The organism is Paenibacillus nasutitermitis, assembly GCF_014641075.1.
Classification (GTDB): domain Bacteria; phylum Bacillota; class Bacilli; order Paenibacillales; family Paenibacillaceae; genus Paenibacillus_Z; species Paenibacillus_Z nasutitermitis.
Genome location: NZ_BMHP01000001.1, coordinates 1,343,540 through 1,365,999, shown reverse-complemented (window position 1 = coordinate 1,365,999; position 22,460 = coordinate 1,343,540). Strand labels below are relative to the sequence as shown.

The following is a 22,460-nucleotide window of genomic DNA, read 5'->3' as shown; positions in this document are numbered from 1 at the left end:
CCCGGAGCGATCGCTCCGGGGCTTGTTTTTTGTTCTGCTCCAACATCTAGCTCCATCCGGAACCCATTTATTAGCTTCTCATATGGTCAGGACGTCTTCGCATCAATATATCGCCGTCTCTTCTGAATTCAAACTGCTCATAAAGTTCATGCGCATCCCTCGTTCCCAACATCCCTGGAATGTTTCTGAACCTTTCGGATTGCGTGATATACTGGACCAGTTTTTTGCCCAGTCCCATCCCCCGGAACTCCTCATCAATAAATACATCGCATAAATAGTAGATTGTAGCGTCATCTGTTACAACACGGGCAAAACCGACCTGCCCTTCTGCACGGTAAATCCCGTAACAGAGCGAATTTTGAACGGATCGCTCAATGATCTCTTCCAGCCGCTGTCCAGCCCAATAGCTTCGTGCCAAATAACCCTTGATTACGCTCATGTCCAGCTTCGCTTTATCATCACTGATCCAAAACTGATCGTCCTTCAGCATAGCTCTCACCTTTCTCAATATCAGTAATCTGTCATCTACTGGCTTTCAAGAAAAATCCATTACGGCTATTTCAAGCTGATTTATAATATAAAAGGCTCCTGTTTGTCAGTGCAGATGCCGTAATTTGTATTTCTTAATTCTTCCGGGTAATCCGGACGTGCCTGTTGATAAATATTCGCTGCTTGTTCAAATGACTCGCGCAATTTTTTATTATTATTCCCCGCGTTCATAATACCTCCTTATACTCATTTTTATTTATGATAACTTTGGAGTTTCTCTTTATCTAGTGATTCTGCAGGATTGGAAATTATTCCTTGTTTTAAATATAGCATAATCCGTGAATCAAATTCATAATTAGGGAAATTCGCTTCCGTTACACGATGGGTCGTTTTAGGAAGGGTATTTTGGCAGGTATAAACAACTCCAACACGGGTAATGACATGGAAGAAACGATGATTGATATCCTACAGGGGGGGCGACACGATGCAATGGAAAGGCAGAAGAGGAAGCTCGAATGTAGAAGACCGCAGAGGCCGCGGTGGCGGAACGTTAATCGGCGGCGGAATCGGCGGTGTTGTTTTGTTGGTTGTCGTCCTGCTTTTCGGCGGCAATCCGTCCGATCTGCTCGGTTCCTTTACGGGATCGGATTCAGGCGCTCCTTATGAAGAGAGCCAGCAGGAGAAAGAGCTGTCCGAATTCGTTTCCGTCGTTCTGGCCGATACAGAGGATGTATGGACAGAGCTGTTTCAGGAGCAAAATCTGGTCTACGAAAAACCGGTGCTCGTCCTCTATACCAATAGCGTCCAGTCCGCATGCGGGTCAGCCGGCAAATCGGTCGGTCCTTTCTATTGTCCAGGCGACCATAAGCTGTACATCGATCTCAGCTTTTATGATGAGCTTCAGCAGAAATTCCACGCACCCGGAGATTTTGCCATGGCTTATGTCATTGCTCATGAAGTGGGTCATCATGTACAGACTTTACTGGATACGAATATGGGTGGCGGATCCAATGAAAATTCGGTCCGTGTCGAGCTGCAGGCAGATTATTACGCTGGGGTATGGGCCCATCATGCCCAAGATATGAATGTACTGGAAGAAGGAGACCTGGATGAGGCGCTGAATGCGGCAAGCGCTGTGGGCGATGATACCCTGCAGAAGAAAGCTCAGGGTTATGCGGTGCCGGAGAGCTTCACGCATGGCACGTCCGAGCAGCGCAAACGCTGGTTCTACAAGGGGTTCAAGTCTGGTACAGTGGAAGGCGGAGACACGTTTCACGCGAACCCTTTATAAGGGAAACTGCTGCTAAAGCATAAATAATTCAGATTGGATATTTGCCGAATATCCTGCTATTGTTCAATAAGGAAGCGAAAGCTTGAACGAACATGGTTTCCATTCGGGTTATAGGTACGGACGCAACCAGAGAGAGGAGCACAGATGATGGCCAGAGGCCTGGAGGGAAAGACGGTTGTCATTACAGGCTCGCGAAAAACGGATGAGCTTAGCGCCATTATTGAAAAACAAGGTGGAATTGCGCTTGTCCGCCCCCAGCAGGGAACGTTGATCGATGCCGACCAACGGATGGGGCAGGATCTGCTTCATATCCAGGAGCATCGGTCCGATTGGATGATATTCACAACTGGAGGCGGACTGGATACGATGCTGAGTCAAGCGGAACGCATCGGAATCCGCCCCCAGCTTCTGGACAGGATCGGTCAGGCCAAGGTGGCAGCCAGAGGGTACAAAACGTTTGCGCTGCTGAAAAAAAACGGGATCACTCCTGTTGTGGTGGACGAAGACGGGACCGTCCAGGGTCTCATCCATGCCCTTCAAGACTATGACTTTGCCGGACAGGACGTCATGGTCCAGCTGCATGGGGAACCTTCGCCGCCATTGATTGCATTCCTGCAGCAAAAAGGAGCCAATGTACGGCAGGTCATGCCCTATCTGCATATCCCCCCGGATAGCGCAATATCCCTTCAGCTATGTGAGGAAATTGCCGACGGCCATGTGGATGCGGTATGTTTCACAGCTGCTATACAGGTGCGCTTCTTCTTCGAGTTTGCGCGGAACCGGAACCTGCTGTCATCCGTCAAAGCAGGCTTTGAAGCCGGAACGCTTGCTGTCGCTGTCGGCAAAGTGACGGCAGAGGCATTACGGGAACAAGGCATCGAGCGGATCATCGCTCCGGAGAATGAGCGGATGGGTGCGATGATCATTGAGCTTGCCCGTTATTACGGGAATCAGAACTAGGTAATAGGGAACAAGGCTTTGATGCCCAAACTAAAGGGATATTAAAGCCTTGTTTCTTTTCTATAAATACTTATCCGCTCACCGTTAAAGAGATACGCATTCCCATGAGGATCCCATCTCGTTCAGGTTGAATATTTCCACTGATGGCACCTAACCCTTCTCAGACCGGATATAATGCGCAAGCTTGTATAGATCGGCAATATCGTAGCGGCCCCCTGCCTCCAATCTCCGCACAGCTTCGTCAATATCCACGACATCCACAACGGCTACCTGCTCCGCATCAAGCGGATTCAATGGTTTTCCCACAAGCTCAACCTCGCCAAATCCAACCAATCGGATAAAATGTGGATGAGGAATATGCGCTCTAAAAGGCTTCTCTGCGATAGAACGGCATTTGAAATGCCCGAATATTTCGTAGGTCAACAGGTTTGCCCCAAGCTCCTCCTGCACTTCGCGCTGCAGCGCATCCTTGTAATGCTCGCCTGGTTCCAGCGTTCCACCAGGAAGCTCCCATCTGCCATTCTCCAATTGAATCATGACATATTTACTGCCTACGGTCGGAATAATGCTAATATTGCTGATAAAAGCTTCATCGGTAACCTCATCCACGGTAAATCGAGATTTCACAATCTCCCAGTCAATCCAATCCGACAAAACGGTCAGGCTGTTTAAATAATCCTGCCTCCGGCTTAAGACGGATTCGCCCCCGCCTCGTGGTCCCAGCTCAACATCTCCCAAGATTAACTCTCCCCTTAAAAATCGAATGATCCGGTATACCACCGTGGTATGATCCGACCGAAATCATCATGATCCGCCATCACCTTGTTAATTTTAGCCATCATGATATCGGTTTCCTCCGGCTTCACCTGCTGAATCCAGACGATGGATGAAATCAGGCACATGGCAAGATACAATGAATACAGCCGCCAGAAATCAAGTTCCGGCTCGCGTCCCGCGTGATAACCGCGGATTTGCCCCATGGAGAAAGGAATGCTCACTTCCGCACTGAACATCCCCACCTTCAGGAAATCATGCAGCGGATCTCCCCAATCCCAACGGTTAAAATCAATAACCCCCGCAAGCCTCCTGTCCTTCACAATCAGGTTTCCGACATGATAATCGTCGTGTTGAAACCGGTTGGGACGGTTCTTCATCAGCTCCAGATGATCATCGATAAACGCCAAGAGCCGGGCATCGTTCCTGATTTTGATCCCGCTAGCGGCGTATTTGTCGAGATATCCCCGATGCTTCGCCATTTTCCGGTCATACCATGGAAACACATCGCCCGGTGCTTCATATTCATGAATTTTATAAAGCTCCTGCCCTGCCGCTATACCTATCTGCAGCTGTTCACTTTCCGAAAGGGCGGGCAGAACATCGGACGCTTCTTCCCCCTCCACATAGGTCAACACCATATAACCCGTATGATGGGCCGGAAGCGAGCCAAATTCCAACGGCCTGGAACAAAGCACCCCCCGATCCATCATGTTGATCAAGGCTTCATATTCAGCTTCTTTTGCATTCAGCATCGCCAAATCGAAGCTGCGCAGCAAATAAGTGTCATCTCGCATGCGCACAAGGTATTTGTTATCCGAAGAATAGCCTTTTAGAATAGGTTCCACGCTTATGCAGCCCTGCAGAAGCGGGATATGTTCCTTGAAAGCTTCAATCAGATTATTATTCACGTTCCATCTCCTTTCCTCGCCGGATTCCCGTTGTAAACCTCTCACTTCTATTATTCATATAAAGTCAACTGCGTTCAAGAGCAGAAAAAAATATACGCAAATGAGAATCTAAAGTCCCCAAATGCCGATCAACAAAATTCCCGCAAATATCATCCCCGCTGATACCAGCCGCGATAGTTCTTTTGTTTCTTTCAACAGATAAATACCCGCAAGCGTGCCGATTACCGTACCAATCTCTCTTAGCGGCGCCACATAAGTCAAAGGAGTCAGGCTCATCGCGAACAAGAACAGCAAATAAGAACCTGGCGATAAAATGGATCCCATCATGAGCACGACCCCGTTCTCCTTCCATTCTTTCTTCCAGCGGACCTGCTTAAAACGGATAAAAGGCATAAGGCCCAGCATAAAACCGATATTGGAAACCTCCAGAAGCACGACAGGTGAAAAATGCTGCAGATTGATTTTATCCACCAGTACATAGCTCATAGTGCACATGCCGACTGCGATCGTCAAGAGAATGACGCGCAGCGGAATGACGTTTTTGCTACGCGAGAAATTCATCCCGCTCGTGATACAGAAACCAAGAACGATACAAATGAGGCCCATCCACCCCCAAGGGGATAAGGATTCATTCAAAAACAACACACCAATCAGCGGTACTAATAATGTTGCAATTCCCCGCATCATTGGGTACACCTGTGACATATCACCGTATGTCAGCGATTGAGAAAGAAAAAAAGCATAACAACCTTGAATAATCAAAGACAACAGGAGCAGCAAATAACCTTGGGGCGTAGCCGGTTTAATTATTTCCTCCAGAAAAGAAGGCAGAAGAAGAAGCGTGGCAGGAATATAAATGATCCATAAAAAAAATTGCTTGTTTTCGCTCTTCTTTGCCAGCATGTTCCAAATTGCATGGGCTGTGCCTGAAGCGAGCACCATTATAACGGAGATCATTTCCCATCAAAACCCCTCTCTATAAAATACACATTAACACACACAAACACAATTTATCACAACACACAACCCAAATCGTATCATCCCGATTATCCGCTGTCAATCCTGGAAAAAAAACAAAAAAAGCTTCCCTATACGGGAAGCTTACAAATCGTTATCAGGATCGAGTGGTGCTTAGCGGACCACTTCGATACCATTTTCCTTGTATCTGTGCACTATGTCGTCGCTGATTTTGGAATCCGTGACGATCCTGTCGATTTCCTGAAAACTGCACACAGGCGACAGTGAAACTGCGTCGAACTTACTGCTGTCCGCAAGTACAATAATTTTTTTGGAACGTGTCAGCATCTTTTTCTTGAGCTGAATTTCGGCTATTCCGTAGTCTGTCATTCCCTCCGTAAGCGATATCCCGCTGATGCTCATAAAGAACAGATCGGCATGGAACTGGGAAATAAACATTTCAGCCATATCACCTACTACGCATTGCTCCGAATTACGCACTACTCCCCCGACAAAGATGATCGTGAAGCTTGGCTTGACCATAAGCATAGAGGCAATCTGAAAGGAATTAGTCAATATGGTGAGCTTCTCGAATTGCTTCATCAGGACGCGGGCAAGCTCGGTGTTGGTCGTGCTGACATCCAGAAAAAGCGATTGGCTTTCTGTCACAAAACCTGCAGCCGTCTGCGCAAGCTCTCTTTTCTCCTGGATATGCTTGAGCTCCCGTACCGTAAATGGAAGCTCCTTGCGGTAATCCGCAGCCGGAAGAGTTGCTCCGCCATGTACCCGCTTCAGGAATCCCTCTTTCTCCAAATATTCCAAATCCCGCCGTATCGTTTCGAATGAAACGTTGAACAAGGTAATCAATTCAGCTGCCTTCACCGACTGCTGCTCATGAAGCTTTTGCAAAATGGTATTATGCCTTTCATGGACAAGCATGTGCAGATGCTCCTCTCCATAACACAGCTATCTACGAAAAGTGTAGCATACCCTAAGTCAAGAACGCAAAAAAACACAACCTGGCAGTGCGGTTGAGCACTGCCATTGTGAACAATGTCATGTCACCTTACGAATGTACGGGACACACGATTTGATTTAAGGAAATACGGAATCCAAATCGCGCAGCTGATAACGGAGCGGATGATCACTTTAGTTGAGCCTGTATCCTGCACTTCCTTTAGCGCAGGGATCTGGTTAAGCAGTATATAATCCAGGATGACCACAATCAGTCCCGTACTGTAGAAACAGATCATCAGGACAGGTAGTATAGTTTTTTTCCGGTAAAAGCAGACAAGGATAAAGATACTGAATAGCAGAAGCAAGATATTATAAAGGGCCTCGAAGATAAGAGAAGGTGCCCACAGCCAATGATAGACCGAAGAATCCTTGTCCGTTAATAACTCCCAGGTATCAGGAGCAAATGCCGGGATGGTATATCGGAACAATTGATTAATCAGGTTGAGAACGGTAAAATACAGTCCGATCTGCACAAGCACCAGCCATCCCCCAAGTCCCTCGGGTCCGGACAGTTTCAAATCATTAGGCTTATTCCTGAATTCTGTTTGCAAGTATAAAACACTCTCCCGCCGATATGATATATGGCTGCCAAACCTCTATAAAAAAAAGAGCACCAGGATCAAATCGCTCCCGAGCCCCATTACGGTTAACTATATCACGAATTACTATTTCAGGTAAATATTTGAATTAATAAGGAGTATACCCGTTTCCGCTTACAGGCTGAGCCTGCGGATAATAACTAGGCACCCTATGCTGATATCCGTATTCCTGAGCATACGGGTTCTGATTTAGTCCCCTTTGCTGAGCATACTCGGGCTGGGGCTGCCGGGCGTAGGCAGGTTCGTTGTAGGGTCTGGTTGATGGCTTCTTGCAATCGGCTGGCGGTCCGATAACAACCGTTTTGGCAATAGGGGCCAGCGCTTCCTTTACTTTCGCTTCATCCAGACAATAGGTATGTGCCAGCACATTTGCCGGCGTTAACCGCAGTAAATCAGAGCCCGGGATAAATTCAGGAATAGGCGCATCGAATATAGCCAGCAAATGCGTGTTGTCCTCTGTCGCGACTTCATAATGCCACCAGCCCTGAGGCACATTCGCCACTTGACCCGGTTGAATCGGAAAATTTAGCAGCTCTTGAGTAAATGGATTGACAATCGACACAGTTGCCGCACCCGATATGCAGTACACCAATTCAGTGGCGTTCTGGTGGGTATGAGGCTCAATCACATTTCCTTTGCTCAGATAAATATCCAGCAAGGAAGTATTACCGAGTGTGCTCAGCTGGTTGATGGATAAAACATTAATCAAATTCCGGTCATCTTTTGTGAAAAAATTATTTTTGCTCAAATCATACGTAAATTGTGTTGAAGGCGAAGTATAATCCATATACGAAATTGCCAATTGCAGCCATTCCCCTCTTGAAAGAATCTAGGCGTTAGCCCTGTGGGATATGGTATGTTTACGCCCGGGTAGAAGTGCGCCCAAAAAAATTTTGGACATGCGCCAGCACCTCCGTCATGTGGCCGTTCCTCCAATAAGAAGGTGCTGATTCATAGGGATACATCCCCTGGCTTACCCATTCTCTTTAGCAAGCAAGAAATCCTTCTCCACATTCAGACTGTCCGTCTTCTTGTAAACAGCCATCCGCCAATCAGGAACAAGAGACTGAAACTCATTGTGAGAGAGAATCCCTCCTGCAGAGAATTGTTGAAGAGCAGCGCCCGAAATCCATCCGCCACACCCGGCCGAAGCGAAGGCACCGATGTGCCTATAGGAATCGCAGCGATCAATGCAATCCAGATAGCCCAGCCTGCTGGGTGCCGGAGTCCGGAGAACAGCAAAGTCAACAACGACATCAGCATCATATAGGCCCCGAACTGATATAGGAACATTCCCCAACTGCCAAATTGATTCCAGTGGAAAATCTCCAGAATATTGAAATTTTCCCCATACTCGCGAAGATAGTCCGTTTCAAGCTTCAGCCAAACCAGATTAAGTCCGGCAAATCCGGCAGCCAGCAGAACATAGACACGGATCAGACCTGAATAATATTGTCTGCGCGATGCGCCCAGATTCATCATTTTTTTGAAAAAGATGGAGGAAAGGATGCTGGGGGCTAACAGCAGGAAAATCGTAAACATATTTGCTATAGATACGGATGTGTTGTTGCTATCGTCCCCCATGGACAGGTATATCACGACATTTGCGACGATGCTCGACGCAATAAGACCCAACATAATGAACAAATACAGGCGCAGCTGCAGATAGGATGCTTTGACGAACATAAACGATTTAGCCAACGCGATCGCCCTCCTCAATTAAATAAGCAAAAAATTTCTGCAGCGGCAAACCCGTAATGGATATGCCTTGTTCAGCCGCCTTCGCACGATCCGCATCTCCAATCTTGTCATATATGGCAGCCAGCAGGTCGTTGTTGCCGTCAGACTCCTGATGGATAACACGTTTTCCCTCCTTAAAAGCCAAAACAGCTTCCCTGTCGCCTCTAATGACATGCGATTGATTCCGGATGTTATCCGCCTCGTCATGAAGCAGAATACTCCCTGCCTCCATGACATAGACCTTCTCGACGACTTCAGCTATTTCATCGATCAGATGCGTGGACAGGAGAACCGTACGCGGATATTTGGCGCAGTCGTCAGCCAGCAGCCGGTAAAATTTCTCGCGCATCAGCACATCCAGACCGAGAACCGGCTCGTCAAAGAGGGTAATAGGCGCCCGGCTCGCGAGCCCGATCAGATTTCCGACCATCGATTCCATTCCTCTGGAAAGCTGACTGATTTTCTTATTCGGATTTAGCTTGAAGATTTTAACCAGCTCATGGGCGAAAGCCCAGTCCCAGTATTTGTGGTAGGCAGAGGCGACCTCAAGAATCTCCATTATTTTGGCGTTTCGGATAAACAGGTTCCGTTCCCTCACATAACAGATGTCCCGGGGAGTATCCCCCATGTGCAGACGTTTTCCTGAGACTGTGATTTCTCCGCTGCCTGGAAACGACGAGCCTGTTAACATATCGAGCAGTGTTGTTTTACCCGCTCCATTACGGCCAAACAAGCCATAGATGGTGTCGGGTTCCAAGACCAGATCCAGATTGCAAACCGCATCGTGTTTTCCAAAGCTTTTGTTGAGATGAGTACCGGTCAAGATCGTTTCCGTTTCCCTATTCATTTGCGTCTGCTCCTTTGCTTCATGGTTATATTTACAGGCTACTGCTGCCTGCTCTCGCCGGACATCGACCGGGCCTCTTTAAAGCCGACAAATCGGGTGTTCTTCTCGTCCCACAGCCGATAACGGATCGCTTTCAGACTAGCGGGAATATCAATGGTAGGGGCGGCTTGGAGAGCTGGTGTATGGTTATGTGCTGCTTCCAAATTATAATTCGGAACCTTTGGGCTCAGATGATGGACATGATGAAAGCCGATATTCCCTGTCAGCCATTGCAGCCATCCGGGCAGCTTGTAATACGAGCTTCCTTCCACTGCTGCGCTGACAAAATTCCATTCCGGTTCTTGAGCGAAGTAGGTGTCCTCAAACTGATGCTGCACATAAAACAACCATACTCCCGCAGCACCTGACAACAAAAATATCGGTCCTTGAATGAGCAGAAATGACTGCCACCCAATCTGCGAGCAAATGAGCAGCGGAATACCAATGACCGCCGCATTGGTCAGGTATGTGTTGAGACGGACCTTTAATTTCGCTTTTTTGGCATTAAAACGATTGGCGATGACGAAGATGTAGAGCGGACCGAGGCCGAACATAACAAGCGGATTGCGATATAGACGATAAGCCAGACGTTTATGGAACGGACTTGCCGCATATTCGTCCACGGTCAGAATCCATAGATCGCCTGTTCCCCGTTTGTCGAGGTTGCCGCTGGTTGCATGATGGATGGCATGCTCGTTCTTCCATTTGTGATACGGAAACATCGTCAGAATTCCTGTCAGCGTACCCAGAATTTCATTGGCCAGCCGGCTCTTGAAGAACGAATGATGGCAGCAGTCGTGAAAGAGAATAAAGGTCCGGATCAGGAAGCCTGCGGCTGCGATACTCAAGCCTATCGTCAGCCAGTAAGAGAGCGATATACTCACGTAAGCCAGATACCAGAGCAGAAAAAAAGGAACGACCGTGTTGCCTACTTGCCATAAGCTGGATTTCAGGTTGGATTTTTCATAAGGAGCGACGTCCTTTTTCAATTTAAGTTTGGCTTGCGCGCTCATGTTAAGCCTCCTAATGGAATTGGATAGCTTTACTATATCGGAATGTCCAATCGCGCCAAACTGTCTGCAGAATGAAAACTTTTCAGCCTTTGGGCGGAGGGATCCCTAAGCCTAATCAGACTTTCCCCATTGGATGAGGCCGAAAAAAATAAGGTTTTATTCTGGACATTATGAGGAAAGTGAGATACGCTTTGTTCGAATTTGCAAAAAACATGAGGAGATTGGAGCAGGATGAAATGCGGATTGCCGAGGATTTAAAACGTTTCTTTCAGGTCGCAGAATCCGGCAGGATGCTGCTTACGTTATTTTGCTATGGAATCGGTATGGGAACGTTAGCCCCGATGAATGCCATCTATATGAGTGACAGCATCGGTCTGTCGAAGGGCGAAGTGGTGTCCATCTTCGTGGTGTCGCTGCTGCTCAACATGGGAACGACGATTACCGTCGGACTATTTAGCGATAAGCTGCGCAGCCGAAAAAAACTGGTGATTGCCGCGGCTTCGTTGTGTCTTGTCGGCTTGTTGATCTACATGCGCGCCGAAGGTTATACCCAGGCCCTTATCGGAATGTGTGTGGTGAGCGCGCCATCAGGACTCATTATGGGCCAATTGTTCGCTATATCGCGGAATCATTTTGCCAGGCTGGCCGGGGATATTTTGGAAATGGCGCAAATCTGGTTGCGCGCCGCATACAGCGTGGGATTTTTTTGCGGGCTGCTCGTTGGTGCTAATCTGTATTTGATCGCTACGTTCCAGGGGGTTCTGTGGGGGAATTTTACGGGTTATGCCATGCTTGTTCTCCTGTTGTTGTTCTATCGGGAGCGCGTGGAAGACAAGAAGCAGGCAAGTTCAGGGGCAAGTGAGCCGTTTTCCTTCATCATGCTAATCGCGCTGCTGCTTCTGGCATGCGCCGATGCCATTCGCGGATTGTATCTGCCGCTTGTTGTCAAATCGTTATTCGGCAAACCGGAGTATATGTCGTATATTTGGAGTACGCAAGCCGTATTCGAGCTGCTGTTTATGACCATTGCTGGATACTGGGCGGCTAAATACGGCAGCCGAAAAATTATCCTGCTCGGCGGGCTTGGGGCGCTGCTTACGTATTCGGTCTATGTGCTGCACTCACCGCTGATCGTGTTTTTCCTCATTCAGCCGATCTATTCGTTCTTCGTGTCCATCCTGTACGGGGTGGCGATGGGATATGTGCAGCGCATGTTCGCAGGCCGTACCGGATTCGGCGCAAGCTTGTACGTCTTTATCTCGCTTACGGCATCCTTGATCGGATATTTGCTCCCGCTGTTCATTGAAGGCTATGATTCATCCATCTTTATTATCCCGCTGGTTCTGGTGTTTGTCTCTATTGTGATTATTTCGACTGTGCTGATTCGGGAAAGGAACAGCTCAAATCTGGTTCAAACGCATATATAAAAGGGCTGGCTTTTGATTATGGGCCAGCCCCTTTTCCTCCTTTCACAGATTACTCTTCCACAACTGCATAGGGATAACTATTGACAAGTATATTCAACCAATAGTCATTCCTCCTCCATCATTCGTTCTTCGGCCATACGCGACTGCTTCGCACCGTATTCATATTATAGTCCGTATAGTTGAGCTCAAAGAATTGCTGCCCGAGTCGTACTGCTGCCGCGACTGGCAAGCTTGGATCCGACTCCACTTCCCCTCGGCTGTTCCCCACTCCCCGAACAACGCCTATAAATTCGGAACGGGTATAGCGGGAGAATTCCTGTATCTGATGAGTGATGCCAAGCGCTGCGCCGGGATATGTCTCTTCGGATGACAGCACTAACCCGATTCGTTTGGCGGACATTTCTTCCATAATCCGTTCGGAGTCCGGATAAGAAGCAGCGTAATAGCAGAAGGTGCGGTCAAAAAACGCCTTTGCCTGGGCAGACAAGCCATACCAATATATGGGGGAACATAGCACAAATCCATCTGAAGGGAGAAAATCATCGAAAAATAACTTCCGGAATTGATCCGTTATGCCACATTCTCCATTATCAAGCCGGCATTCCCGGCAATCACGAAGAAAACTAGATATGAAATCGTCTATAAAACGCACATTCGCCTGTATGCCAGCCTCCTCCGCACCGCGCCTCACAGCTTCCGCAAGTGTGGCGGAATTACCTGCTCGGCGGGGGCTTCCAATTAGTATTAAAAGTTTTTTCGCTTTTGTCATCCTATCCATTTTCTTCATCTCCCCAATTTTCATAGTAACCACTGACGGACGCAGCAGGTTTTTCACTATGATTGTAACGCAACAAATAAATAACGTATAATGATAGTTATTCATGTATGTATCATTTTTTTTGATACCAGTTACGGAGAGTGATATGCGATGGAATTGACGGATCTCAAAGTTTTTGTGAGCGTAGCCGAGGAACACTCCATCTCTCGCGCGGCCAAGCGTCTGGAATACGTGCAGTCAAACGTGACCGCCCGGATTCGCAAGCTTGAGGCAGAGCTGGGGGTTTCTCTATTTCATAGACATCCCAAAGGCGTTTCGTTAACAGATCGGGGAACGGCTTTCCTCGATTATGCATTGACAATCTTGAACTTGGCTGATGAAGCGATCAAAAACGTACGGGAAAAATCTTACCCCAGCGGCATGCTGACTATAGGAGTGGCCGAGACAGCGACATGCGGTAATTTTATGAACACCCTCACTACTTTTCAAAGCAAATACCCCGACGTGATGCTCACTCTAATTACCGGAAACACATCTGAGCTACTGAACCATTTAATGAACCATCAAGTAGATGGAGCTTTTCTGACAGGGAATTTAGAAATACTGGATGAAAAGGCAAGATTAAATGTCGATTATTCCATTCAGGAAGAGATTGTACTATTATCAAAAAATAATGCGGGTCCGCTTGCCGATCTCCCCAATATGAAATGGGCCGTCTCCCCAAGAGGTAGCCATTTTCGTTCTATACTGGAGCAGTGGCTGCGCAGTGAAGGGATACCACTAACAAATTTTATCGAAATCAGTTCATTGGACACGCTTCTCAGCTCTGTCCGGGCAGGGCTTGCCTCCACTTTGCTGCCGTCCTCTGTTTTAACCGGGGAATACAATACCCTGGGTTCCCGTTCGATACCTGAGAAGTACAGATTTACTACTACAAGCTTCGTACGCCGCAAGGAAAAATTTAACAGTAAGGCACTGGAGGCCTTTGTCGAAATGATCAACATTCATGGACTATAATTGCCTATGTTTTAGGAACATCAAGAAAAGGGCTTCAGTGCCCGGTCCTTTGCTTTTAATCTAGGACAAGTATAACAGTAGCCAAAATCGCCTTCCAAGCAATAAGCGAGGCAGCAAGCTGTTTTCATTAACATTCTTTGATTAGGGATAGTGGGGTGTTCTATGTAGGCTGGTTTCCTATTAAACGGGTTGTTGCGGAGCCCGAATGCACTGGCATCGACATCGTGTATGAGCAATTTATACGTATTATTGATCCATGTTCTACTCTCTTCTCCAGAAGCTGCGGCCAGCTCTTCTTCCATTTGAGCCTGTAAGGCATAAACGATTTGTCCCCATAATGCAGTAACGTGAATGGAGGCCAGTTGGGACAACAATTGAATAACAGGCGTTACCTGTTCTCTATAAAAAGAATCGAGCAATTTCTTGTACCCGTCATCATGATCCACTAACGGAACCTGGTTAAATCGCTTTTCGTTGATTTTAAATGAAAAAAGGGGATAGTGATCTCCTTTATATAATTGTACGGATAAATTAGATAAGGATACATCCAAAAGCATCTTGTCGCCTCGATACAGCATATATTGCATCGCACCGCATACCCCTGCTAACCAGGTGGTAAAAAAAGCTGCGGCAGCCGAACGTTCTCTTGCTTTGATGAGCTTGCTGTATGTATCAATTACATCCTTCATTACCTCAACGTTTAACAGATCGGTGGCAGGGACGACAAGCACGGTTTTTTCAGGCTCACGCAAAGTAAGGAAAAACTTCTCTTCCAATTGTCGGAAATCTACCGTGCTCATAGCGTACCCTCCCCTTACTCGAATCTATTTCTCAAAAGCATCAAGGACGTCTTCAATAGCATGAAGATCTGCAAGTGGAGACATGCCGAGACTGAACCATTCCTTGCCTCCCATGATGTGAATCTGATCCTTCTTTACGGCCGTCATATTTTTCCACAAAGAGCTATCCCGCATTTCCTCGTATCTGTTCTGAACTTCTTCATTGGACTCATCATCCAACTGCAAAATGATATGATCAGGATTATATTCCGGGATCTTCTCCAATGAAATGGAAATACTTAACTCACTCTGTGGATAATCATCAATCGGCTTTAGCCCCAGTTTCTTATGGATGAAGCTTCCCCGATCGATATTTTCTCCATAGATAACGATCTCCTTCGCCATAATCATCATATACATAACTGTTTCGTCACCAACTAAGGAGTCAAGTTTCTCCTTGGCTTCCGTTTCTTTCGCTTGCAAATCTTGAATGACCTCGTCCGCTTGTTCGACTTTGCCTAAAACCTTGGCTATATCCCGCAGCTCATCACGCCAATCATCCCTCTGAGGCAACAGGACAGTTGGCGCTATTTTGGAAAGCTGATCATAATCTTTATCGGACCACCAGGAAGGGGCAATAATTAAATCCGGATTGGAAGCCAGAATGGCTTCAAAGTTAGGGGTTTGGGCAATTCCCATTTTGATTGTGTCTTTAAAGGGCTCCTTTAAATAGGACGGAAAATCCTGATGATAGTTTTGAATCGCAATAGGTACAACGCCAAGTGCGTATAACAACTCCGGGTAGACAACCGAAAGTCCGATGACTCTCTTGGGCTCAGTTGGAATACTAATATCTCCTTTTAAAGTTGAAACCACGTGCTGTGTATCTACGGCGGCTGCCTCTTCTCCTGTATGGTCAGCTTTCCCGGCTGAATTTCCGGCATTACCAGTTAAATTCCCTTCATTTTCAGCTCCGCAAGCAGTAATAAGCATAACGAACAATAAAATAACTAACCCTGTGATCAAACTTCGCTGCTTCTTCATTCTAAAATGATCCTCCTGAATATTTGATTTATTTATGACAATCTCTAATTAAAATTGATTATCATTATCATATATACGGAGTATAGATGAATTTGCAATTACGGAATATTGACGATAATGACTTTTTTTCATGCACGATCCCGCCAAATCTTTAACACTTCATCCAGCATAAGCTCATGGGTGAAAGCCGTATATTCTATCCAAGGATAGGAAGGCAGGCAGTCCACCTGGCTGTATCTGACCGCTTTAAGATCGTTCCATAGCTTCGCGTTCATGAGTGTCCGCCAGCTTAATTGAGATTGCATGTCTTCATCTACAATGATCAATAAACGATCCGGATCCAACTCCGCCAACTGCTCCAACGTTATCTGCTGATCCGGCCTCTGAAGATCGATGCCTCCCACGGGTATAACATGAAGATCGTCATAAAATACTGTGCTCAAGCTCCTATTGCCCATAACATTGTACTGGTCACCTGTGATTCTCAACAGGAGGAGACTGTCTTCCTTGAATACATGGTTCACCTGCTCTCTTACGAAGAGAGCTTTTCGTTCATATTTTTCAAGCCAAATCTCCGCTGCCGCTGTCTTGTCCAGAAACTGCCCAATTAAACGCAAATGGTGACGCCAATCGTTTTTCACCCAAGGCACAAAAAATGAAGGTGCGATTTCACCCAGCTTGTCCTGTTCCCCGGGAGATACAAGAATGTCGATACCAATAATGAAATCAGGTTCAGCAAGCCGAATTTCTTCTCTCTTGATTAATGGATTAGAGCTTAACGGAAGCATGGATTCCATATGATACTTTCGTTTGTAATAATCTGTCCATGGGTGATCGGCCGGTGCGGCGCAAGGATTAATGACAAGCGGGATTAATTGGCCAATGTTCAGGAAATCGTACGCGACTATTTTTTTTCTGCTGTTCTTCATAAATGCCGCTGGAGGCATGCCCGAAACCTGTTTAAATTTGCGCCGAAAATAAATATCATCCTGGTAGCCTACATGTCGCGCAATATCACGAAGACGATTCTGCCCACCCGTCCTCATCAGCTGTTGTGCCTGCTCAATTCGGAAAACGGACAAATAGTCGATCGCGCTGCAGCCATACCTTTTTTTGAATAGCCGCATAAAATGACGGGGACTCATTCCTGCCACCTTGGCCAAATGATCGATTGTAAGTTCTTGCTGATGATGCTGCTCGATATAACCTTTAATATAATCAAGGGCTGTTTCCGAGTTATTTTCCCGTACAAGACGGGCATCTTGCAGAATAGTATGCAGCAGTTCCTGAAAGAGAATTTGACCGCGAAACCGTTTTAGTTGATCCTCGTCCTGCAAACATTGATAAATGGTATCGCACAGGGCATGAACAGAAACCGGGGATGTTACGTGAACTTCCCCTTTTACCGGGAACGAACTGCTTTTCTTAATAATCTGCAGCTCAGGGATCGAAGAAACTGCATCTTCCAAAACATCGAACCGCAATAAATAGAATCCCCGCTCATCAAAGTTGTGCACGCCTGCTTCAACGAGTTGACCCGGGTTACAAATGTAAACACTGCCCTGTCGGATTTCGGTGAATTGCCCATCAACCTTCAACCAGCCTTGGCCGCTTGCCGCAACCAGAATCATGTGGGATTCGATAAAATGAAGCCTTAATTCCCATTCATTCGCTTGGTTCTTGACAGGCTCAACATCTCGAAGCTTGAAACACATACCCTCAAGAGATGCATATTCATTATGTGTAAATTTCTTTTCCATTTTGCCCAGCCAACTCACCACTCTCATACCAGCTAAAATCATTTTAGCTCACCCTATTTTTCTATGCAATTTCCATATAGATGTGAATATAGCTAGCCCTTGTTTACGATCAAAAAAAAGCTCCCGCCAATACGATCAGCAGGAGCCTCTAAAATATCACAATCATTCTTGTGGTTTATTATATCCTCTGTCCCCATAAGGCTGCAATTTGTCCAGCCAATGCTTTGCCAATTGCTTGATCTCCCAGCGGACGTCGGCAACGCCCTCAGTTTCCTTCTCCTCCAGTACCTCATAAATAAATGCTTCGCTCCCGAGTTCCTTCCAATCCGCCTGCAGCTTGGCATTAGCGAACCTTCCCATATCCAGTTGAGCCTGAAGAGTCAGCCATTTGTTTTTCAGGTTGGGATAGCTGTCTACGTACATTTTGCCGCTGACCTTGTTAGTGATTCGGATGACACCCATAAACGTCTTCATCTGTTTGTATTCCTCCAGGAGCTCCTTGCGTTTGTTCTTATCCATGCCCGGTTCTCTCCTTTACCACTGGCATATTGTCATGAACATTACAAATAACGTGCAATCATCCGTACCAGCTTGGCAGGGAATTCATGGAGATTTGTAATATCCAAAAACCTCTCATTCCCGTAAATTTGATTAATGAGATTCTTGTCCTGACCGATTGCGGCAGCCAGGAAAGTGATTCCTTTGCGCTCATAATGGGCGATGGTCTGCTGAATATCCTGGGCTGCATAACTTCCGGAATAATCATCCATTGCTTTGGGCTGCCCGTCACTTATATTAATCAACAATCTCGTCTGCTGACTTGTGCCTGCTAAGCGCTCTGCCATAATTCTCAGGGCCATTCCATCGCGATTATTGCTTCTGGCCTGAATCCCCATAAGCCTGAAGCGATCAGAGGGATCGCTCCGATCCCAATCGGTATAGGCATAGATGGACATCTGCTCCAGCTTGGATGTATCCGCTGTATCACCATAGATCAACACTGGAATATGACAAAGCTGACAAAATTCATAGACAGCTATTACCGCACGTTTAGCCGCTTCCAATCTTCCGAAAGCTGACATGGATGCGGACTCATCCACCCTCAGGCCGACCGCGAGGGAAGGCGATTCTGCCGGAGGACGCTTCTTCGCAAACGTTCTAAAATCACGGTATGCCACACTATCCGCTTGAAATTTACTGCCATAATATTGATTCCTCGCATATTCGACTGCATTTTCATGCTCCAGCAGCGGAAGTGTTTTTCTGGCAATTTCCCGCACGACGGGCATAAGCTCCTTGCTCAGGCTGGCATATTCCCGTACATTGTCCAGTACGAACTCCGGACGGTGAACAATAAGTTTAACTCCTTTATGCAACGTATCGGATACTACCTCCCGGGCGTTCCGATTCAACTTTTTGCGGAAATCCCGCTCTTGTTGTTTCGCATCCTCAGTCATCGGTTCGGGATTAGCCGGTTGATAGCTGGTGAAGCCGTTCTCCACCTTATCCGATCTTTCCACTGTGGTGGAATCATCCGTAACGCTCGAAGAACTTTCATCACTGTCCGATGACTTCTTTAGAGCTATACCGTCAACCTCTGTCTGATTCTTATGCTCAAAACCGGTCTCGTCGATGTCACCCCAGGTCTGGATCTCTATGGAATCAAAAATTCGTTTTTTTTTTAGCATTTCCGCTTCAACTTCTTCCAAACTAGCCAACAACCCCTGATTTTTTAGCGCTTCTTCCAGGATTTTGATTTCCTCCGAGTCGGTTGTGATCTTATAGATGACTTTATGATATAGGGATTCTTTGGCAGAGGCCCCTCCGGCAACGGCATCCGCCCAATAGAAATATGAACGCATCCCCGCTACGCCTTTAATCGCATTAGCCCGGGCTGTCTGATCCAGACGGATAATAATATCCGCTAGAACATCCAACATTTTCTCATCCTTATAACCGGTTTTTGCCGCTGCCCGTTCGATCATGACTTCCTTGGTGGGCAGATCCATCTTTTCCGAATGCTGAACCCTGTCGCGCAGCGCTTCGTTCAGTGGTCTGGTTCCCGCATAACTGCGGTTCGTTGTGATCACCGCGATGAAATCCGGATGTCTATGGACGGTTTCAGTCGGAAGGTTAATGCTGCCATCCAGCTCCAATGCCGAGTTAAGCGCCATTAGCACAGCAGCATCGCGAATCACAGTTGGTTCCTGAATTTCCAGTAGATAGCCATTTTTAAAAGCTCTGACGATTTCGGAAGGGTAAAATCGATATTCGACCGCTTCATCCCCCGCGTTCCGCTCAATCAGCTCAAGCAGCTGCTTCATCTTCAGGGCAGCCTGCTCCTGCGTTATTCCCAGGACATTCATCACGACTTCTGTCGTGCTTTGAAATCCGTCGCTCTCATACAAAGCCTTCAAAACCGCTTGTTCGGCGGATTCCAGCTTCTCCATCCGTTCCGATGAGATAACGGGCAAAATTGCGCCAATAATATCGGTTTTGTCCATATCTGCAAAACAGGTTATTTTCGTATAGGGCAGCCCTAATTCGGCCGACAACGCTTTGGCTAACTGCGTTTTGCCGGATCCGGCATCGCCCTCCAACAGAATAGTGGCGATCTTCATTTCCCCGCGATTCCAGTTGCGCCTTATTTCTTGGCATAGACGCCGTTCTGCTTCGCTGGCCTTATGAGAGAGCGGTTTTTTCCAAACCAGTGTTTCCTCAGAGGCGGTCAATTTCCGGTCAAGCGACAATCTATTTTCTTCCAGGTTGTTCATTAAGACACACTCCTTCTGGAATTCCGGTGATTGAAATCAATACCCCATTTCATTTAGCAGACGGGATAATATGCGAAGGCGTTCCCCGACCATTTCGCCATCATCGCTAAGTGCCTGCGCAAACAGTTTAATATCATTGTCGATCATGGGATTGTCGGCACATACCGATACATTCATCGCATCCCCTTGCAGCCCGATACGCTCAATCATCGTGTTATCGGGATCGTATAGTTTCGGGAACCGGTATGCATCCTGAAAATACAAGGTGGAACTGCAAATCAAAATGGCAAGGTCCAGAACACGATGCATGGGCAGTTCCTCTGACTGTCTTGACCATTTTTCTCCTGTATAGCGCCATACTTTAGCCGAAATATCGACCTTCCCCCTGTCATTCCACTGGGCCAAGCCAAGGGATAGACCTTTTGCATCCGTATTCCGTGCGTATCGGCCGTCGACCTGCTCATAATTTTCTGAGACGACAACAGGTTTATGTTTTAAAGTGGTTGGAATTTTCATGGTTACACTCCCCGATTTTATGAAATCTTTATTAGTGATTTAGTAATTTATTAAATTACTAATTTACTAATATAAAAATCATCCTACTGTACCTTTCATCAAAAGTCAACCCGGCAGGTAACCAATCGAGGGAATTGAACGTTCACACATGGACCGCTGGCCGTACTCATCAAACCTATGTCGTTAACCAAAATAGGCCAACCAGATCCCCCTGGATGACCCACATCAAATTAAATTCTCCATTTCTCAAATCGTTACGGCAAGCAACTGGCGCGCAGCTTCTTCCACCACCGCCGCCTGAGTGATGGCCGATACCACAGCAATTCCATCCGCTCCGGCCTGCATCACGGAAGACGCATTGGCAGCGAATATGCCGCCTATGCCCACCAGCGGTACGGCTATCCCGGCTTCCCTGATCCGCTGAATAACTTGCGGTCCCTGAACTTCCCTCGCATCGGGCTTGGAGCGCGTGACATACATCGGTCCCACACCCAAATAATCGGCCCCTTGCTCCAGGGCGAGTCTTGCTTCTTCTACATTGTGCGCCGATACCCCGAGAAGCTTGATGCCGATCTGGCGGCGGATGACGGAAATCGGTCCGTCTTCTTGTCCTATATGCACGCCGTCCGCTTCCAGTTCAAGGGCAAGCTCAACATCATCATTGACGATGAAAGGAATGCCTCTCTCCCGGCAAACCTGCTGCAACTGCTTGCCCAGACTGTATTTAGCCTGGCCTTCCAGGGAACCGCTGCCCTTCTCGCGGAACTGAAACATTGTGATGCCGCCCCTGATAGCAGCCTGCAGCACCTCGACCGGATGACCGGCTGTATTTATGCTTCCCATAACCAGATACAAGCGGAGCTTGCGGCGGATGTCACTCTTATACGGTTGTTTATTCATGGACAGGCTCTCTTTCCTCCAACCGGTATGCCCAATGATTGGTCGGCCCGCTCCCGCCGCCAATGTGGAGCGAATGAGAGATAGCCGCCTGGATATAAGCTTTGGCAATTCGCACCGCTTCGCGGATCGGCTTGCCTTGGGCCAGCTCTGCGGCTATCGCCGCGGAGAAGGTGCAGCCTGTACCATGCGTGTGACGAGTATCAATTCGTGGACCGGCATATTCTTCATACCATTCTCCGTCTGAGAACAGATCCACCGCCTGCCTCTCATCCCCTTCCTCATGTCCGCCTTTGATGACGGCATATCTTGCGCCCATCTGACAGATCGCCCGGGCGGCTTTCATCTTGTCCAATCTGCTGCTGATCCGGATGCCGGTAAGCGCCTCTGCTTCCGGTATATTCGGTGTGACGACTGTAGCCAGCGGGATCAGATGGCTGATCATCGTATCGACCGCTTCCGCCTTCAGCAGCTGCGATCCTCCCTTGGCTACCATCACGGGATCGACCACCAGATGCTGCCAGCCATACTGCTTTACTTTGCCAGCAACCGCCTTGATCAATTCCCCGCTGAACAACATGCCCGTCTTCAGGGCATCCGGCCTGAGGTCGGTGCCGATCGAATCCAGCTGCCGCGCTACCGCCTCCACACTCATGGGATACACGCCTTGAACGCCAAGCGTGTTCTGGGCGGTGACCGCTGTGATGGCTGACATGCCGTATACGCCCAGCTCCTGGAAGGTTTTGATATCAGCCTGAATCCCTGCTCCGCCTCCGCTGTCCGAGCCGGCAATCGTTAACGCTTTGCCAATTTTCATTGCCCGATGCTCCT

The 22,460-nt window shown here is 47.5% G+C and carries 24 protein-coding genes; 4 read left to right on the top strand and 20 right to left on the bottom strand.

Translation table 11 applies throughout. The annotated features are described in order from the left end of the window. Nucleotides 1-70: 70 nt before the first annotated feature. On the bottom strand, nt 71-490 hold the full coding sequence (locus IEY46_RS05815; protein WP_188991717.1) for a GNAT family N-acetyltransferase: 420 nt from the start codon (nt 488-490) through the stop codon (nt 71-73). Between the two features lie 80 nt (nt 491-570). Then, the gene (locus IEY46_RS05810; protein WP_188990002.1) at nt 571-720 is read right to left on the bottom strand and encodes a hypothetical protein; all 150 of its coding nucleotides are present in this window, start codon (nt 718-720) and stop codon (nt 571-573) included. 253 nt (nt 721-973) lie between these two features. Here IEY46_RS05810 and ypfJ point away from each other — a divergent pair, with 253 nt between their 5' ends. Beyond that, nucleotides 974-1,780 (top strand): KPN_02809 family neutral zinc metallopeptidase, encoded by an 807-nt coding sequence (ypfJ, locus tag IEY46_RS05805; RefSeq protein ID WP_188989999.1) that lies wholly within the window; start codon nt 974-976, stop codon nt 1,778-1,780. A gap of 147 nt (nt 1,781-1,927) precedes the next feature. After that, on the top strand, nt 1,928-2,740 hold the full coding sequence (locus tag IEY46_RS05800; protein ID WP_188989997.1) for a uroporphyrinogen-III synthase: 813 nt from the start codon (nt 1,928-1,930) through the stop codon (nt 2,738-2,740). Nucleotides 2,741-2,890: 150 nt separating this feature from the next. Here the strand turns inward: IEY46_RS05800 and IEY46_RS05795 are convergent, their stop codons facing one another. The 9 genes from IEY46_RS05795 to desA all read right to left on the bottom strand — a co-directional run bounded on the left by IEY46_RS05795 (nt 2,891) and on the right by desA (nt 10,637). Further along, entirely contained in the window at nt 2,891-3,478 is a 588-nt protein-coding gene (locus IEY46_RS05795) for an NUDIX hydrolase (protein WP_229750089.1), read from the bottom strand. 14 nt (nt 3,479-3,492) lie between these two features. Beyond that, nucleotides 3,493-4,425 (bottom strand): phosphotransferase family protein, encoded by a 933-nt coding sequence (locus IEY46_RS05790; RefSeq protein ID WP_188989995.1) that lies wholly within the window; start codon nt 4,423-4,425, stop codon nt 3,493-3,495. Nucleotides 4,426-4,533: 108 nt separating this feature from the next. Continuing rightward, a complete protein-coding gene (locus tag IEY46_RS05785; protein WP_229750088.1) occupies nt 4,534-5,382 on the bottom strand; it encodes an SMR family transporter in 849 nt (282 codons plus the stop codon). A 174-nt stretch (nt 5,383-5,556) separates the two neighbouring features. Beyond that, nucleotides 5,557-6,321 (bottom strand): DeoR/GlpR family DNA-binding transcription regulator, encoded by a 765-nt coding sequence (locus IEY46_RS05780; protein WP_188989993.1) that lies wholly within the window; start codon nt 6,319-6,321, stop codon nt 5,557-5,559. A 122-nt stretch (nt 6,322-6,443) separates the two neighbouring features. After that, nucleotides 6,444-6,950, bottom strand: coding sequence for a DUF2569 domain-containing protein (locus tag IEY46_RS05775; RefSeq protein ID WP_188989992.1), 507 nt, complete (start codon nt 6,948-6,950; stop codon nt 6,444-6,446). Nucleotides 6,951-7,086: 136 nt separating this feature from the next. After that, nucleotides 7,087-7,800: a cupin domain-containing protein gene (locus IEY46_RS05770; protein ID WP_188989990.1), complete on the bottom strand. Its 714-nt coding sequence runs from the start codon at nt 7,798-7,800 to the stop codon at nt 7,087-7,089. A gap of 212 nt (nt 7,801-8,012) precedes the next feature. Further along, nucleotides 8,013-8,699, bottom strand: a complete 687-nt coding sequence (locus IEY46_RS05765; RefSeq protein ID WP_188989988.1) for a hypothetical protein — start codon at nt 8,697-8,699, stop codon at nt 8,013-8,015. Then, a complete protein-coding gene (locus tag IEY46_RS05760) occupies nt 8,692-9,585 on the bottom strand; it encodes an ATP-binding cassette domain-containing protein (protein WP_188989986.1) in 894 nt (297 codons plus the stop codon). Before IEY46_RS05760 ends, IEY46_RS05765 begins: the two co-directional genes overlap by 8 nt. 38 nt (nt 9,586-9,623) lie before the next feature. Further along, entirely contained in the window at nt 9,624-10,637 is a 1,014-nt protein-coding gene (desA, locus tag IEY46_RS05755) for a Delta(5) desaturase DesA (RefSeq protein ID WP_188989983.1), read from the bottom strand. 221 nt (nt 10,638-10,858) lie between these two features. On the opposite strand from desA, the gene IEY46_RS05750 reads away from it, so the two are divergent. Next, entirely contained in the window at nt 10,859-12,064 is a 1,206-nt protein-coding gene (locus tag IEY46_RS05750; protein WP_229750087.1) for an MFS transporter, read from the top strand. A 118-nt stretch (nt 12,065-12,182) separates the two neighbouring features. Here the strand turns inward: IEY46_RS05750 and IEY46_RS05745 are convergent, their stop codons facing one another. Then, complete coding sequence (locus IEY46_RS05745) at nt 12,183-12,842, bottom strand: flavodoxin family protein (RefSeq protein WP_188989982.1); 660 nt, start codon at nt 12,840-12,842, stop codon at nt 12,183-12,185. Between the two features lie 150 nt (nt 12,843-12,992). Between IEY46_RS05745 and IEY46_RS05740 the strand changes: the two genes are divergently transcribed. After that, nucleotides 12,993-13,859: a LysR family transcriptional regulator gene (locus IEY46_RS05740; RefSeq protein ID WP_188989980.1), complete on the top strand. Its 867-nt coding sequence runs from the start codon at nt 12,993-12,995 to the stop codon at nt 13,857-13,859. Nucleotides 13,860-13,879: 20 nt separating this feature from the next. On the opposite strand, the gene IEY46_RS05735 is transcribed toward IEY46_RS05740, so the two are convergent. The 8 genes from IEY46_RS05735 to thiD form a co-directional block, all read right to left on the bottom strand. Next, nucleotides 13,880-14,659 (bottom strand): hypothetical protein, encoded by a 780-nt coding sequence (locus tag IEY46_RS05735; protein ID WP_188989978.1) that lies wholly within the window; start codon nt 14,657-14,659, stop codon nt 13,880-13,882. 24 nt (nt 14,660-14,683) lie between these two features. Beyond that, nucleotides 14,684-15,682 carry an ABC transporter substrate-binding protein gene (locus tag IEY46_RS05730; protein WP_188989976.1) on the bottom strand — a complete coding sequence of 333 codons (999 nt, stop codon included), beginning with the start codon at nt 15,680-15,682 and terminating at the stop codon, nt 14,684-14,686. A 128-nt stretch (nt 15,683-15,810) separates the two neighbouring features. Next, nucleotides 15,811-17,484 (bottom strand): AraC family transcriptional regulator, encoded by a 1,674-nt coding sequence (locus IEY46_RS05725; protein WP_188989974.1) that lies wholly within the window; start codon nt 17,482-17,484, stop codon nt 15,811-15,813. Nucleotides 17,485-17,604: 120 nt separating this feature from the next. Then, nucleotides 17,605-17,961 (bottom strand): GIY-YIG nuclease family protein, encoded by a 357-nt coding sequence (locus IEY46_RS05720; protein ID WP_188989972.1) that lies wholly within the window; start codon nt 17,959-17,961, stop codon nt 17,605-17,607. A 41-nt stretch (nt 17,962-18,002) separates the two neighbouring features. Then, the gene (locus IEY46_RS05715; protein ID WP_188989970.1) at nt 18,003-20,216 is read right to left on the bottom strand and encodes an AAA family ATPase; all 2,214 of its coding nucleotides are present in this window, start codon (nt 20,214-20,216) and stop codon (nt 18,003-18,005) included. A gap of 36 nt (nt 20,217-20,252) precedes the next feature. Next, nucleotides 20,253-20,732 carry a DUF6530 family protein gene (locus IEY46_RS05710; protein WP_188989968.1) on the bottom strand — a complete coding sequence of 160 codons (480 nt, stop codon included), beginning with the start codon at nt 20,730-20,732 and terminating at the stop codon, nt 20,253-20,255. Between the two features lie 246 nt (nt 20,733-20,978). Next, the gene (gene thiE, locus IEY46_RS05705; RefSeq protein WP_188989966.1) at nt 20,979-21,632 is read right to left on the bottom strand and encodes a thiamine phosphate synthase; all 654 of its coding nucleotides are present in this window, start codon (nt 21,630-21,632) and stop codon (nt 20,979-20,981) included. Then, nucleotides 21,625-22,446 (bottom strand): bifunctional hydroxymethylpyrimidine kinase/phosphomethylpyrimidine kinase, encoded by an 822-nt coding sequence (gene thiD, locus IEY46_RS05700; RefSeq protein ID WP_188989964.1) that lies wholly within the window; start codon nt 22,444-22,446, stop codon nt 21,625-21,627. Before thiD ends, thiE begins: the two co-directional genes overlap by 8 nt. Nucleotides 22,447-22,460: the final 14 nt, after the last annotated feature.

Coding starts and splice junctions, on each gene's coding strand:
- IEY46_RS05815 (WP_188991717.1), bottom strand. CDS start 490: ATGCTGAAGGACGATCAGTTTTGGATCAGTGATGATAAAGCGAAGCTG.
- IEY46_RS05810 (WP_188990002.1), bottom strand. CDS start 720: ATGAACGCGGGGAATAATAATAAAAAATTGCGCGAGTCATTTGAACAA.
- ypfJ (WP_188989999.1), top strand. CDS start 974: ATGCAATGGAAAGGCAGAAGAGGAAGCTCGAATGTAGAAGACCGCAGA.
- IEY46_RS05800 (WP_188989997.1), top strand. CDS start 1,928: ATGGCCAGAGGCCTGGAGGGAAAGACGGTTGTCATTACAGGCTCGCGA.
- IEY46_RS05785 (WP_229750088.1), bottom strand. CDS start 5,382: ATGATCTCCGTTATAATGGTGCTCGCTTCAGGCACAGCCCATGCAATT.
- IEY46_RS05780 (WP_188989993.1), bottom strand. CDS start 6,321: ATGCTTGTCCATGAAAGGCATAATACCATTTTGCAAAAGCTTCATGAG.
- IEY46_RS05760 (WP_188989986.1), bottom strand. CDS start 9,585: ATGAATAGGGAAACGGAAACGATCTTGACCGGTACTCATCTCAACAAA.
- desA (WP_188989983.1), bottom strand. CDS start 10,637: ATGAGCGCGCAAGCCAAACTTAAATTGAAAAAGGACGTCGCTCCTTAT.
- IEY46_RS05745 (WP_188989982.1), bottom strand. CDS start 12,842: ATGGATAGGATGACAAAAGCGAAAAAACTTTTAATACTAATTGGAAGC.
- IEY46_RS05740 (WP_188989980.1), top strand. CDS start 12,993: ATGGAATTGACGGATCTCAAAGTTTTTGTGAGCGTAGCCGAGGAACAC.
- IEY46_RS05735 (WP_188989978.1), bottom strand. CDS start 14,659: ATGAGCACGGTAGATTTCCGACAATTGGAAGAGAAGTTTTTCCTTACT.
- IEY46_RS05730 (WP_188989976.1), bottom strand. CDS start 15,682: ATGAAGAAGCAGCGAAGTTTGATCACAGGGTTAGTTATTTTATTGTTC.
- IEY46_RS05725 (WP_188989974.1), bottom strand. CDS start 17,484: ATGATTTTAGCTGGTATGAGAGTGGTGAGTTGGCTGGGCAAAATGGAA.
- IEY46_RS05720 (WP_188989972.1), bottom strand. CDS start 17,961: ATGGATAAGAACAAACGCAAGGAGCTCCTGGAGGAATACAAACAGATG.
- IEY46_RS05715 (WP_188989970.1), bottom strand. CDS start 20,216: ATGAACAACCTGGAAGAAAATAGATTGTCGCTTGACCGGAAATTGACC.
- IEY46_RS05710 (WP_188989968.1), bottom strand. CDS start 20,732: ATGAAAATTCCAACCACTTTAAAACATAAACCTGTTGTCGTCTCAGAA.
- thiE (WP_188989966.1), bottom strand. CDS start 21,632: ATGAATAAACAACCGTATAAGAGTGACATCCGCCGCAAGCTCCGCTTG.
- thiD (WP_188989964.1), bottom strand. CDS start 22,446: ATGAAAATTGGCAAAGCGTTAACGATTGCCGGCTCGGACAGCGGAGGC.